Origin of the sequence: Mammaliicoccus sp. N-M50 (assembly GCF_022386995.1) — a bacterium.
GTDB classification, from domain to species: domain Bacteria; phylum Bacillota; class Bacilli; order Staphylococcales; family Staphylococcaceae; genus Mammaliicoccus; species Mammaliicoccus sciuri_A.
Map to the genome: position 1 here is coordinate 50,915 of NZ_JAJNJA010000007.1, position 14,672 is coordinate 65,586.

The 14,672-nt window shown below is 32.5% G+C and carries 12 protein-coding genes; 1 reads left to right on the forward strand and 11 read right to left on the reverse strand.

The window, feature by feature from the left end; genetic code table 11:
• Positions 1–723 precede the first annotated feature (723 nt).
• The 11 genes from LQ622_RS11245 to LQ622_RS11295 form a co-directional block, all read right to left on the reverse strand.
• A complete protein-coding gene (locus tag LQ622_RS11245; protein WP_037590584.1) occupies positions 724–1,911 on the reverse strand; it encodes a CamS family sex pheromone protein in 1,188 nt (395 codons plus the stop codon).
• Between the two features lie 11 nt (positions 1,912–1,922).
• A complete protein-coding gene (gene ligA, locus LQ622_RS11250; protein WP_037590586.1) occupies positions 1,923–3,926 on the reverse strand; it encodes an NAD-dependent DNA ligase LigA in 2,004 nt (667 codons plus the stop codon).
• Positions 3,927–3,929: 3 nt separating this feature from the next.
• Complete coding sequence (gene pcrA, locus LQ622_RS11255) at positions 3,930–6,110, reverse strand: DNA helicase PcrA (RefSeq protein WP_049320401.1); 2,181 nt, start codon at positions 6,108–6,110, stop codon at positions 3,930–3,932.
• A gap of 12 nt (positions 6,111–6,122) precedes the next feature.
• A complete protein-coding gene (gene pcrB, locus LQ622_RS11260; protein ID WP_159315351.1) occupies positions 6,123–6,806 on the reverse strand; it encodes a heptaprenylglyceryl phosphate synthase in 684 nt (227 codons plus the stop codon).
• Positions 6,807–7,300: 494 nt separating this feature from the next.
• A complete protein-coding gene (locus tag LQ622_RS11265; protein WP_159315352.1) occupies positions 7,301–7,999 on the reverse strand; it encodes a M15 family metallopeptidase in 699 nt (232 codons plus the stop codon).
• 234 nt (positions 8,000–8,233) lie between these two features.
• Positions 8,234–8,536: a YerC/YecD family TrpR-related protein gene (locus LQ622_RS11270; RefSeq protein WP_025905127.1), complete on the reverse strand. Its 303-nt coding sequence runs from the start codon at positions 8,534–8,536 to the stop codon at positions 8,234–8,236.
• A gap of 78 nt (positions 8,537–8,614) precedes the next feature.
• The gene (gene purB / locus LQ622_RS11275; RefSeq protein ID WP_126477110.1) at positions 8,615–9,910 is read right to left on the reverse strand and encodes an adenylosuccinate lyase; all 1,296 of its coding nucleotides are present in this window, start codon (positions 9,908–9,910) and stop codon (positions 8,615–8,617) included.
• A 200-nt stretch (positions 9,911–10,110) separates the two neighbouring features.
• Positions 10,111–10,287, reverse strand: coding sequence for an NETI motif-containing protein (locus tag LQ622_RS11280; RefSeq protein WP_049320405.1), 177 nt, complete (start codon positions 10,285–10,287; stop codon positions 10,111–10,113).
• Entirely contained in the window at positions 10,277–10,846 is a 570-nt protein-coding gene (locus LQ622_RS11285) for a DUF2179 domain-containing protein (RefSeq protein WP_025905125.1), read from the reverse strand. Before LQ622_RS11285 ends, LQ622_RS11280 begins: the two co-directional genes overlap by 11 nt.
• Positions 10,847–10,910: 64 nt before the next feature.
• A complete protein-coding gene (nadE, locus tag LQ622_RS11290) occupies positions 10,911–11,732 on the reverse strand; it encodes an ammonia-dependent NAD(+) synthetase (protein ID WP_037589509.1) in 822 nt (273 codons plus the stop codon).
• Entirely contained in the window at positions 11,729–13,204 is a 1,476-nt protein-coding gene (locus LQ622_RS11295; protein WP_037589510.1) for a nicotinate phosphoribosyltransferase, read from the reverse strand. Before LQ622_RS11295 ends, nadE begins: the two co-directional genes overlap by 4 nt.
• A gap of 144 nt (positions 13,205–13,348) precedes the next feature.
• Here LQ622_RS11295 and LQ622_RS11300 point away from each other — a divergent pair, with 144 nt between their 5' ends.
• Positions 13,349–14,518 carry an MFS transporter gene (locus tag LQ622_RS11300; RefSeq protein ID WP_025905122.1) on the forward strand — a complete coding sequence of 390 codons (1,170 nt, stop codon included), beginning with the start codon at positions 13,349–13,351 and terminating at the stop codon, positions 14,516–14,518.
• The last annotated feature ends 154 nt before the right edge of the window (positions 14,519–14,672 follow it).

Here is a 14,672-nt window from a genome sequence, read left to right on the forward strand (position 1 = left end):
CATATAATGTGCCAGTCTTTTTTATGGAAAAATAGCTGTAACATTGGGGGCTATGTTGCTTGTTTAGGGAGTCTTGCAATATATGGGCGATCTATGTTGCTTGTTTGGACAGTCTTGCAATATATGGGCGTTCTATGTTGCTTGTTTGGACAGTCTTGCAATATAGAGAGCGTCTATGTTGCTTGTTTGGACAGTCTTGCAATATAGGAGGCTCATATTTATCTTGTTTGGCCTGTCTTGATAAATACAGAGCTCATATTTATCTTGTTTGGTCAATCTTGATAAATACAGAGCTCATATTTATCTTGTTTGGCTAGTCTTGATAAATACAGAGCTCATATTTATCTTGTTTGGCTAGTCTTGATAAATACAAGGCTCATATTTATCTTGTTTGGCTAGTCTTGATAAATACAGAGCTCATATTTATCTTGTTTCGCTAGTCTTGATAAATACGAAGCTCATATTTATCTTGTTTGGGCAGTCTTGATAAATACAGAGCTCATATTTATCTTGTTTGGGCAGTCTTGATAAATACAAGGCTCATATTTATCTTGTTTGGCCAGTCTTGATAAATACAGAGCTCATTTTTATCTTGTTTGGTCAGTCTTGATAAATACGAGGTCCTGAACATTGCTTGTCGCACCCCACTTGCAATGTTCAGACCCATATTTCCGAAAATACGAAAAGAGTCTAGAACATTTCTGTTCCAGACTCTCTTATTAATTATTTATAAATATGAATTTGTGGTTCGTCATCATCTTTAGTCTTTGTAATTAGTGCTTGTGGTTCTTCTCCGTCTACGATAGATATTTCTAAATCATCTATACCTTTAAAGTATTTTTGAGATAGGTCTGCTACGTACTGAGTCACACCAATTACTTCTGCTTTTCCATAATAATCAAGTGGTACTTTTATTTCTAGTTCTGTCAGTTTATCGTCATCAAATTTACCTGTTCCTACTGATTGTGTAAAGTTAGGGAAGTATTTTTGTAAGTCTTGATTGAACTGTTCAAAATTAGAATTTAAATTTTCATCTAAATCTGCTGCATCGTTTGATGGGATTGTGACATATTTTTGATTCATTTTTTCCCAACTTTTAACGTTTCGCTTACCGCCTTCACTAGAAGCATAAGAAACGAATTTACCTGGTTTGATGTCACCTTCTCCAGACTGTATGAATATACCAAAGTTAATTGGAATATTTTTAAGGTCATCTCTTACACGAAGACGTGAAAGGATTTCTTCAGCCATCTCTTTACCTTTTTTCTCTACTTCTTTATTATCAAGTTTCTTCGTATATGTTTCGCCGTATTCTTCTTTTTGGTAAACATATTCACTATTCATGGCTAAACCAATTGTCATACCAGAAATCTTTTGTTTTTTAGCATCACTTTCTGTGAAGTAATCTTGTTCGATGATATGTGATAAATATGTAGGTGAATTCTCAGCTATTTTTTCAGGATCTGTTTCTCCATTATGAGTTGGATTCAAACCTAAGTTTTCTCTAGCATTATTTTGTTCTTTTTCATCATCACTCATATCTTTAATTTCTGCTTTTGTATATTTAGGTGCTAAATATGCCCTCACAGTATCTTTATCTAAGAATTGGCCATCTCTGTATAAGTAATCATCAGGTGAAAATGTTTGTTTACTTATATCTAACAAACCACTTTCAAATGCTTCACTGTTATAACTAGAAATCATATTATCTTGTGTTAAACCTCTAGCAGCACTTACTTTAAAAGGTAGTAAAGTTCGATAATAATCACTGGAAATTTGCATACCTGTAGAAATTTGCTTTGTTTGCTCTTTTTCTTTATCTGATTTATCTTGATTATCTTTTTGGGTAGTATCTGATGAACATGCTGTAAGCAATATTACAGACGCTAAAATAAGAAATCCTTTTTTCATATCTTTAACCTCTATTCATTGATATTACGATATTTGTTTAACCAATCTTCTTCTGACCAAACTTCTATATTTAATTTTTCAGCTTTTTCAAGTTTGGATCCAGCATCTTCACCAGCAATAACAACATCTGTATTTTTAGTGACACTTCCTGTTACCTTTGCACCTAATGATTGGATTACTTTTGTTGCTTCAGGTCTTGTCATCTCTGTCATTTTACCAGTTAAGACGAATGTTTTTCCAGTAAAATCTGGATGACCTTCAATTTCAGATTGCTTAATACCTGTATAAGTCATGTTAACATTTTTTTGTTTAAGTTTATCGATTAATACTTTTATATCATCATTTTCCATATACGTAACAAGTGATTGAGCCATCTTATGCCCCACATCTGGAATTTCAGTTAAATCTTCTATCGTTACTTCGAATAAACGATCAATTGTTTCATATTTTTCAGCTATTACACGACTTGCTTTTGTACCTAAATGTCTCACACCTAAACCAAATAATAAATGTTCAAGTGATTTTTCTTTAGAAGCTTCTATTGCTGTTAATAATTTATGAACTTTCTTCTCGCCCATTCTTTCCAATGGTAGTAAATCATCTTTAGTTAAATAATATAAATCCGCAACGTCTTTAATTTTATCATTTTGATAAAGTTGCTCGATGATTTTATCTCCTAAACCGTCAATATTCATTGCTTGTCGTGATACGAAATGAATCATACCTTCTACTAATTGAGCAGAACATTTAGGGTTAATACATCTTAATGCAACTTCGCCTTCTATTCTAACCAATTCATGCTCACAACTAGGACAGTGTGTTGGCATATGATAAACTTCACTATCTTCGCTTCTTTCTTCAGCAATACTTTTAACGACTTCAGGGATAATGTCACCTGCTTTTTTGATGACAACTTTATCTCCTATACGGATATCTTTTTCATGGATTAAGTCTTCGTTATGTAATGATGCACGAGAAACAGTTGTTCCTGCCACTTTAACAGGCTCTAATATCGCAGTTGGTGTCACAACACCCGTTCTACCTATACTTAATTCAATATCTGTTAATGTAGTTAATACTTCTTCAGCTGGGAACTTATACGCAATTGCCCATCTTGGTGATTTCTGAGTAAATCCAAGTTCTTCTTGCTGACTTAAATCGTCAACTTTAATGACAATACCATCTATATCATATGATAAATTATTGCGTTGTTCAGTCCACTTACTGATAAAAGATAATACACCTTCTATATCATCAAAAGTTTCTCTTTCTTTGTTTGTTTTAAAGCCAAGTTCATCTAAATTATTTAATGCCTCTGATTGACTATCCGCTTCTATTTCAGTTAAGTCATTAACACTATATAAGAAAATATCGAGCTTTCTTTTAGCAGTTAATTTTGAATCAAGCTGTCTTAATGAACCAGCAGCGGCATTTCTAGGGTTTGCAAATAGTTGTTCACCGTTTTGTTCTTTTTGTTCATTCAAAGAAACAAAAGATTTTCTAGGCATGTATGCTTCACCACGAACTTCAATAGAAAGAGGTTCTTTAATTGTTAATGGAATGGCATGTATCGTTTTTAAATTTTCAGTGATATTCTCACCAGTTGTACCGTCTCCACGCGTTAATCCTTGGACAAATCGTCCGTTTACATACTTTAACGATACCGCTAAGCCATCAATTTTTAATTCACAAGTGTAGCGAACATTGTCTACTTTTTCTCTCACTCTTTGATCAAATCTTCTTAAATCTTCTTCATTAAAAGCATTACCTAATGACAACATAGGTGTGTCATGATTAATTTTTTCAAATTGAGATAACGGTGGTCCACCAACTCTAACTGTTGGTGAATCGTCCGTTTTTAGTTCAGGGTGCTTTTCTTCTATAGAAATTAACTCATGCAATAATTGATCATATTCACTGTCAGGAACAGTTGGATTATCTAACACATGATATTCATGGTTATAACGATGTAACAATTGATGAAGTTCTTTAACTCTTGATTTTAAATCTTCCATAGTTTACTCCCCTTTCTTCTCAATAGGTGCAAATTGTGCTAATAGACGTTTTGGCCCTTCTTTTTTGAAAATGATATCTAATTCAACAGAACCATTTTTATCATTTACGGCACTTACCATTCCTTCACCCCATGATTTATGAGTTACTTTATCCCCAACATTCCATGATGTTTCTGGTTTCTGCTTCGTATTCATACGCCCTGCAAAACTACGTTTAGGTGTTGATGTTTGTTTTTGCTTGAATGATGTTTTTGGTTTCACGCCATCCAGTAAATCTTCTGGAATTTCTTTTAAAAATCTTGATTTTAAGTTCGCTTGAGATCTACCAAACAATGTACGAGTTGTCGCATGAGATAAGTGTAACTCTTCTTCGGCTCTCGTAATAGCCACATATGCAATTCGGCGTTCTTCTTCCATTTCATGTTCTTCACCTGATTGAAGACTTCTAAAGTGTGGAAAAATACTTTCCTCCATACCAATGATAAATACAACTTTGAACTCTAGACCTTTCGCTGAGTGCATTGTCATCAATGTTACACCGGCTTCTAAATCTGCATCATCAACATCTGCAACGAGTGATAAATCTGTTAAGAAGTTCATCAATGATTGCTCTTCAACTGGTGTGTTTTTCTCATAGTCTCTTGGTACTGATAAGAACTCATCAATATTCTCAAGTCTACTTTGTGATTCAATCGTTTGTTCGTTCTCTAACATACGTCTATAACCAGATTTTTCTAGTATTTGTTCTACAATTTCAGTTACTGATAAGAACTCTTGTTGTTGCATAAAGTTGTTCATCATCTCATAAAATGCTGCGCCTTCTTCAGTAACTTTTTTAGATAAACCGATAAAATCAACTTCTCCTAAAGCATCAAAGTAACTTAATTGATTCATCGCTGCATATTGAGCAATTTTTTGAACTGATGTCGGTCCAATACCTCTTTTAGGTACGTTAATGATTCTTTCAAAACTAATATCATCATTGCTATTTGAAATTAATCTTAAATAACTCAAAATATCTTTAATTTCTTTTCTGTCATAGAACTTTGTTCCGCCAACCATTGTATAAGGAATATTAGATTTTAAGAACGTTTCTTCAAGTACACGTGATTGCGCATTTGTTCGATATAACACGGCTATATCTTGGTTTTTATAGCCTTCTTGTTTTTTCTTTAATATTTGACGAATAACATATTCTGCTTCATCTCTTTCAGTTGTTGCTTCATAATATTTTATCTTTTCGCCTGAGTTATTATCCGTCCATAATGCTTTAGGTTTACGTTCAGCATTATTACGAATCACTTCATTTGCTGCAGTTAAAATCGTCTTAGTTGATCTATAGTTACGCTCCAAGAAGATTGTTTGTGCATTCGGATAATCTTCTTCAAATGACAAAATATTTTTAATATCTGCACCTCTCCAACCATAAATAGATTGGTCAGAGTCTCCTACGACACATATATTTTCAAATTTACTTGCTAATAAATTAACGAGTGTATATTGTGCTTTGTTAGTATCTTGATATTCGTCAACATGAATATATTGGAATTTATTTTGGTAATATTCCAATACTTCAGGCACTCTATTAAATAATTGAATTGTCATCATGATTAAATCATCAAAGTCTAATGCATGATTTCTAAGTAATTTTTCTTGGTAGCCTTTGTATACACTAGCAACCATATTGGCATGAAAATCACTTGCTTCTTTTTCAGCATCTTCTGCTGTTTTTAATTCATTTTTTAAATTAGAAATCGCACCAATAAATGTTCTTGGGTCATATTTTTTACTATCTATATTTTGCTTTTTCAATATTTCTTTAATCACTGATTTTTGGTCAGTCGGATCTATAATTGTAAAGTTTCTTTCAATTCCAATACGGTCAATGTCTCTTCTTAAGATTCTTACACACATTGAGTGGAATGTAGATATCCAAATACTTTCAGCTTCAGGACCAACTAAATGGCTAATTCTTTCTTTCATCTCTTTAGCTGCTTTATTAGTAAATGTAATTGCCAAAACATTATAAGGAGAAACATCTTTCTCATCTAATAAATACGCAATTCTGTGCGTTAATACTCTCGTTTTACCACTACCTGCACCTGCCATAATCAGTAATGGCCCTTGAGTTGTTTTGACTGCTTGTTTCTGTTCGTCATTCATTCTATCTAACAATGCGTTCATAAAAACCTTCCTTTATTGTTTTACTTTTACTGTTTGTAAAGCTTTTTTCAAATCTTCATAAATGGCATTACCGACTACAATTATGTCAGCATATTCTGCCATTTCTTTCGCTTTTTCTAAATTATCTATACCGCCACCATAAATAAGTCGGGCGTTTTCTAAATGTTCTTTAACAGCTTTAACCTCTTCCACTTTTCCATACTTACCACTGTATTCTAAATAAAAAATAGGTAAATGATAAAGTTTATCTACCATTCTTGCATAACTGATTAAATCTTCTTCATCTAAATCTGTATTCGCGCCTGTCAATTGCGCTACTTTACTGTCTTCATTCATGACAACATAGCCTTCTAAGAAAATTTCATCAAAATCCATCATATAGCCATATTCCTTAACAGCTTTTTGAAGCAGACCATTATGGAAATCAACATTATTACTATTTAAAACACTTGGTACAAAATAAAAATCAAAGCCAGGCACAACACTTTCAATATTAGAAATTTCAAGTGCACAAGGTAGAGGATAACGTCTAATTCTACTCATTAAATTTAGTACATTATCTTCCGTAACATCATCAGTACCGCCAATTATAATAGCATCCGTACCAGATTCACATATTTTCATTAAGTCCTCATCTGATATAGATTTCGCTGGATCTAATTTAAATACGTGACTCCACAAATTTATATCGTACATACTTAAACTCCTTTAATTATCATAAGATTAATTATAGCATTTTTAAGTTTAAATTCCGAAATGAAATAGGACAATTATCATAAAAAAAGAAGCGAAAAATTTCGCTTCTTACATTGATTAAGATACGGTTAAGATGAAGATATATATTTGTGAAGTTGCGAGGTGTGAGTTGGGTATCTCTTGGCTTTACTCAGGACTTAAGCCATGACTTTGGCTATCTCTTGGCTTTATTCACCACTTAAGCCAAGACTTCAGCTATCTCTTGGCTTTACTCACTCATTAAGCCACGACTTTGGCTATCTCTTGGCTTTATTCACACATTAAGCCATGACTTTGGCTATCTCTTGGCTTTATTCACCACTTAAGCCATGACTTTGGCTATCTCTTGGCTTTACTCAGGACTTAAGCCACGACTTGAGCGATTTCTTGGCTTTATTCAGCATTTAAGCCATAACTCGGACGATCTCATGACTATATAATCTCATTTATAACTTCTATTTACCGTAATCAAAGTATTCTTCTAATGTTGTGTCTTGCTTATAAATTTTTTCTGCTAATTCTTTACCGACATATCTTAAATGCCATGGTTCATATTGGTATCCTGTTATTTTTTCTTTGCCTAATGGATATCTAATGATAAATCCGTATTGATGTGCGTGTGTTTTAATCCATTTTCCTTCGTTTGTATTACCGAATGACTTTCTAAAATCATCAGTGGCTGAGTTTGAACCTACATCAAATGCTAATCCTGTCTGATGTTCTGATTGTCCTGGTTTAGCACTATATTGGTTGGCCGCTTCTTCACCATCTCTTGCTACATAATCATTATATAGTTGTTTTTGATTTTCATAAGAACGATAGCCGCTTCTAAATACTAAGTCTAAACCTTCATTCGTTCCATCTTGAATCAATTTATTTAATTGATTTCTTGCAGTACTATTTTCACCTGGGGCATAATCATGTGGTAAGCCTACTTTTTTGTTTACAAAAACATGTCCATCAACATAAGTGATGCCATCTTTCTTTGTCACTTTATGTTTCTTTTGTTCTTGCTTTTTAGATTTTTGTGCAGTCTCTTTTTTATCTTTTTGAGTATGTTCTTCTTTAGTTGATTGCTTATCTGTATTCTGATCATCACTACATGCGCTTAATACTATAGTAGATATGCCAATTATTAAAAATAATTTCTTCATGCGTAAAGCTCCTTATTTCATAAAATTTACTATTATTATACGATTTTAACCAATTAAGAGACTGAGACATAATAAAATGTCTCAGTCTCTCTTAGTCATTTGGCAGTAGATGACTGAATTGAAATGCGCTTGTTTCAAGCTTTTTCAACTCTAGCCATCTTTGCCGGGGCGAGACTACGAAATCTTTTTCACAAATTAAATTTCTGTCTCGCTCCCCCTCATACATATTTATGATTATTTTTCGAAGTCAATATTCATTCTTTCAAGAATCATCGTATATGCATCATTACCCCATTGCAATGAGCGTTTAACTCTTGAAATTGTTGCAGTTGAAGCACCTGATTCTTTTTCTATATGAGCATAAGTGTATCCTTGTTTAATCATTTTAGCCACTTGTAATCTTTGTGACAATGACTGTAATTCATTTACTGTACATAAATCATCAAAAAATTGATAACATTCTTCTCGAGTTTCTAGTGTAAGAACTGCATCAAATAGTTCATCTAATGCTTTTCCTCTTAATTTTTCAATTTGCAAAAAATCAACCCCTGTTTAATATAAGTTCATTAATTGCATTTTAACGCACTAACCTATTAAAGTACAGTAAAACGTGTCTTATTCTATACCTGCTCTTCTGAATATTGTATCGACTTGATTTAAATGGTGTTTCTCATTGAAGCATTCATCTAATTCATCAGCACTTAACAAGTTTGTAATTTTTTCATCTTGTTCTACTAATGTTCTAAATGGTGTTTGAGTTTCCCATGATTCCATTGCTTTTGGTTGAACGATATCATATGCTTCTTCTCTTACCATACCTTTATTAATTAACGTTAACATAACACGTTGTGAATAAATTAAACCAAATGTTTTATCGATATTACGCTTCATGTTTTCTGGATATACTGTTAAACGATCGATGATATTAGTAAATCTGTTTAATGCATAATCCAATGCGATTGTTACGTCTGGTAACATAATTCTTTCAGCAGATGAATGTGAAATATCTCTTTCATGCCATAATGGTACATTTTCATAAGCAGTCGTAATATATCCTCTAATCACACGTGCTAAACCTGTCACATTTTCTGAACCAATTGGATTACGTTTATGAGGCATTGCTGAAGAACCTTTTTGACCTTTAGCAAAAGCTTCTTCAACTTCACGAGTTTCAGTTTTTTGTAAACCACGAACTTCTACTGCAAATTTTTCAATAGATGTTGCGATTAATCCTAATGTCGCAATGTAATACGCATGACGATCACGTTGAAGTGTTTGCGTAGAAACTGGCGCACAACCTAAACCTAATTCAGTACATACATACTCTTCAATTTCTGGTGGAATGTTTGCAAATGTACCAACTGCACCACTCATTTTTCCAACTTCAATTTCTTCACGAACTCGTTTAAATCTTTCTAAGTTACGTTTCATTTCTGTATACCATAGTGCCATTTTAATACCAAATGTTGTTGGTTCAGCATGTACACCATGTGTTCTACCCATCATTAAAGTCGTTTTATGTTCAATTGCTTTATTTTTTAATACTTCTAAAAATCTTTCTAAGTCTTTTTCAATGATTTCATTTGCTTGTTTAATGACATAACTTAAAGCTGTGTCAACAACATCTGTTGAAGTTAAACCGTAATGTACCCATTTACGTTCTTCACCTAAAGTTTCAGAAACTTGTCTTGTGAATGCCACAACATCGTGACGAGTTTCTTGTTCAATTTCTTTAGCTCTATCAACGTCGACCTTAGCATTTTGTCTTATAAGCTTTACATCTTCTGCAGGAATGTGTCCTAATTTACTCCATGCTTCACAAGCTAGTATTTCAACTTCTAACCAAGCTTCAAAACGATTTTGTTCTGTCCAAATATTAGCCATTTCTTCTCTTGAATAACGTTCAATCATTGATAAATTCTCCTAACATATTTTAGTCATTTATAGTATAACAGACTTCTTCGAACACGTACATTGTTTATAAAAAATACAAAATTGTTCGTGATTTATAATTTTATTCCTAATATCTTTCATTATATATTGTAACAGTAGGAGAATAAACTAAAAGTAGAAAAAAATCTGGGCCACATTCTCATGTCCCAGATTTATAATCATTCTTTGATTTTCTTACCTACGAATTGTATTTCTTGTTTGAGAACTTCAATGTCACCATTTTCTTTCTCAATAAATACAGGTTTTTCAAATCTTTTTACAGGTGTATAACCTTGAGCTTTCATTCTTTTTAGACACATTTCAATCGTTTCGTTGTCTTCTACTCTAAACTTCATCCGTATCATACGCCTTTAATTTTTTGCTTCGTACACCTTTAACCCAGAATCCACCGTGTATATTCTTAGGTTCATAAGCGATTACAAAGGCTTTAGAATCCAATTGTTTAATTGTATCCATTAATTTTAATTCGAATCTACGTGGTGTTAAAATTTGCATTACTAAGCGATCACCATCTCGTCCTTTAGCAACGTAATGTGTAACACCGTAACCTAAATCTCGTAACGTTCTTGGTAAATCTGTTTCATATTCAGCTGTTGTAACATTTACAACAATATATCCTAATGCAATTTTCTCTTCTATCTTCATGCCGACAATGATGCCTGCAGCAAATCCAAGCGCATAAGCTAATATATTCTGAATTTGGTCAAGACTATTAATTACTAAACCTAACCCGATAACATAAACAACTACTTCAAGTACACTAACAGCAGCGGCCACATATCGATATCCTTTTAATGTTAAAATTGTTCTCATTGTTAAACAGGATACATATACTATATTAATGACAAATATAGATAGCACCATTAACCATGGATTATCTAATATAGCTGACATTTAAACCCTCCATAAATCAAAATACTGGAATCATTTTATCAAGCAAACTTATGAAAGTCACGAATTATTTTGGCCATGTATAACGGTTATAAGGCATTTCTCTTTTATGCGCATTTCTTACATAGTGATTTTGAATAATTTCTTGATCTTTTTCACTGATTTTTTTACCTTCTAAGAAGTCATCAATTGCATCATATGTCACGCCTAACGCTTCTTCATCTGGTAAAGCCGGTTTATCTTCTTCTAGATCAGCTGTTGGTACTTTATTGATTAAATGATCTGGACCACCTAAATATTTTAAAATTGCTTTACCTTGGCGTTTATTAAGTCCGAATAACGGTGCAACATCACAAGCACCATCTCCAAATTTCGTATAGAAGCCTGTAATATTTTCAGCAGAATGATCCGTACCAAGTACAAGTCCGCTATTAGCAGAAGCAATTGAATATTGAACTTTCATACGTTCTCTCGCTTTTTCATTTCCTTTTTGGAAATCAGTTAATTCTACACCCGCTTCTTTCAACGATTGAATACTCGCGTCCACTGCCGGTTTAATATTGACTGTCACACGTTTACTTGGATTGATAAAGTCTAATGCATCTTGTGTATCTTGTTCATCAAATTGTTCGCCATATGGTAATCTTACAGCGATAAATTCATATTGATGATTTTCTTCAGCATTTAATTCATCTACTGTTAATTGCGCGATTTTACCTAATAATGTTGAATCTTGCCCGCCAGAAATACCTAACACTAAAGATTTAACAAAGCTATGTGCTTTAACGTAAGATTTTAAAAACTGCTTAATTTCTTCATATTCCTTTTTGGGATCAATTGATTTTTTAACATTCATTTCTTTGACAATGATTGATTGTAAATCTCTCATGACTCTTCCACATCCTTTATCGCTTCTGCTACTCTTTCAGCTACATCGAATATCTTTTTATTTTTATTATCCCAACATGCTTTACTCAAATCTACTGGATATTCTTCAGGATTTAAGTAACGTTTATTTTCTTCCCATAGTATATCTAAATTATTAAAAGCAAATTCCCTAATTTCTTTAATTTCTGGAAGTGTGTATACACGTTTACCATCTTTAAAAATGTCATGATGTAAATCGACAGCTTTAAAATGTTTGATATATTTCATTTTATAAGTATGAACTGGATGGAACATTTTTAGTCGTTCTTCTTTATTCGGCTCTTCATCTTCTAAAGTAATATAATCGCCTTCAGATTTATTCGTTTTAGTATTGATAATTCTATAAACATTTTTCTTACCTGGTGTTGTAACTTTTTCAGCATTGTTAGAAATTTTGATGCGATCTGATAATTCGCCATTCTCTTCTTCGATTGCTACTAGTTTATATACAGCACCTAATGCTGGTTGATCATATGCTGTAATCAGTTTTGTACCAACACCCCATGCCGTTACTTTTGCACCTTGTGCTTTTAAACTTGTAATCGTTTGTTCATCTAAATCATTTGAAGCGAAGATTTTTGCTTCTGTAAAGCCAGCTTCATCTAACATTCTTCTTGCTTCTTTAGATAAATAAGCGATATCTCCAGAGTCTAGTCGAATACCGATAAAATTAATTTTATCTCCTAATTCTTTCGCTACTTTAATCGCATTTGGCACACCTGATTTTAAAGTATGGAAAGTATCTACTAGAAACACACAATTTTTATGTCTTTCAGCATATTTTTTAAACGCTGTATATTCATCATCGTATGTTTGAACCATTGAATGCGCATGTGTTCCTGAAATCGGAATACCAAATAATTTACCAGCTCTGACATTACTTGTAGAATCAAATCCACCAATCATTGCTGCTCTAGCACCCCAAATCGCAGCATCCATTTCTTGCGCTCTTCTAGTACCAAATTCCATTACTATTTCATCACGAACAACTTGTTTAATTCTACTTGCTTTAGTCGCAATTAACGTTTGGAAATTCACGATATTTAAAAGTGCTGTTTCAATGAGCTGTGCTTGTATAAGTGGCGCTTCTACTCTAATGAGTGGTTCATTATTGAAACAAAGTTCCCCTTCTTTCATTGCTCTAATATTCCCTGTAAATCGCAATGACTTTAAATAATCTAAATAATCATCTTGATATCCAACTTCTCTTAAATATTCAATATCTGACTCTGTAAATTTAAAATGCTCAATAAATTGCACAATTCTTTCTAATCCACTAAAAATAGCATAGCCGCTATTAAATGGCATGCTTCTAAAATACAAATCAAAAATAGCAGTACGCTCATGAATACCATCATTCCAATAAGTTTCACCCATATTGATTTGATATAAATCCGTGTGTAACATCAAACTATCGTCTTCATATTTATACATTATTCAATACTCCTCAGGTTATCTAATTTTATATTATTTTATCATACTTTTTAAATTAAAAATTAAAAAGTAACTTAAATATATCAAGTCATTTACCTCTGTGATAAAATACTAAAGATGTAAAATTTAGAAGGAGGCATACAAATGAAAAATTCTTCATTCAAAAAATTATTTATTATACTTTCAATTATTGTAGCTGTCTCTGGTTTTTCACAAGGAATGCTCTTACCACTTATATCGGTCATCTTTGAACGTAATGGTATTTCAAGTTCATTGAATGGTTTGCATGCAACTTCATTATATATAGGTGTATTCTTGTCATCATTCTTTATCGAAGGGCTTGTTAGAAAGTCTGGGTTTAAATATATGATATTAGTTGGTGGAGCCATAGTTGCCTTATCTTTATTGTTATTTCCAACTTTAAAGACATTATCTATTTGGTTTATTTTAAGACTATTAATTGGAATTGGTGATAATATGTTGCACTTTAGCACGCAAACTTGGTTAACACATATTACACCTAAAGAAAAATTAGGAAGAACGATTTCTGTTTATGGTTTCAGTTTCTCAGCAGGTTTTATGTTAGGGCCCCTTTTAGCTAAACTTGTAGATGTTTCGGAAGCTTTACCATTTATCCTTTCAGCAATACTTTCATTAATAACAATTTCATTAGTCCTTTTAATACACAATGAATTCCCTTCATCTAATGTTAGACCAGTCAGTATATTAAATACGTTAAAAAATTTTGGAGATGTTATAAGAACATCATGGATAGCGTTTATGTTTCCACTATTATATGGATTATTTGAAGCAGGATTACATAGTAACTTCCCTGTTTATGGTTTAAGAAATGGACTTGATGTCACAAGTATTACATTAATCTTACCTGCATTTAGTCTCGGTGCTATTCTTTTCCAAGTTCCATTAGGCATGTTTAGTGACATTCATGGTAGGAAGAAAGTATTAACTGGATTAACATTAATCGGCAGCATCGTGTTTATGTTAGGTGACTTTTTACCAACGAGTACATTTATTATGATGGGATTATTCTTAATTGCCGGATTATTCACAGGATCATTTTATGGATTAGGTGTAAGCTTTATGACAGATTTAACACCAAAGCATAATCTACCAGCTGGTAATTTAATGATAGCCATGTCATTTAGTGTCGGTAGTATCATTGGTCCAATGCTTGGAGGAACGATTATACAATTATCAAACGGCACAATATTCTTTACGATGATTGCTGCATTTGTATTTATCGTGTTTATTCTATTACTTATTCATAGAACACCTACAAAAGTTGAAGCGTAATTTAAGTAATTAATAAAAATTAAAATCGCATCGCTATAATATAATTTAAACCCATAGACTTTGATCAATTCAAATGTCTATGGGTTTATTATTTATATATTTTTTTGATATTTTAAATATTCAGAACTTTCAATTGATATGTTTCGTTATGCAT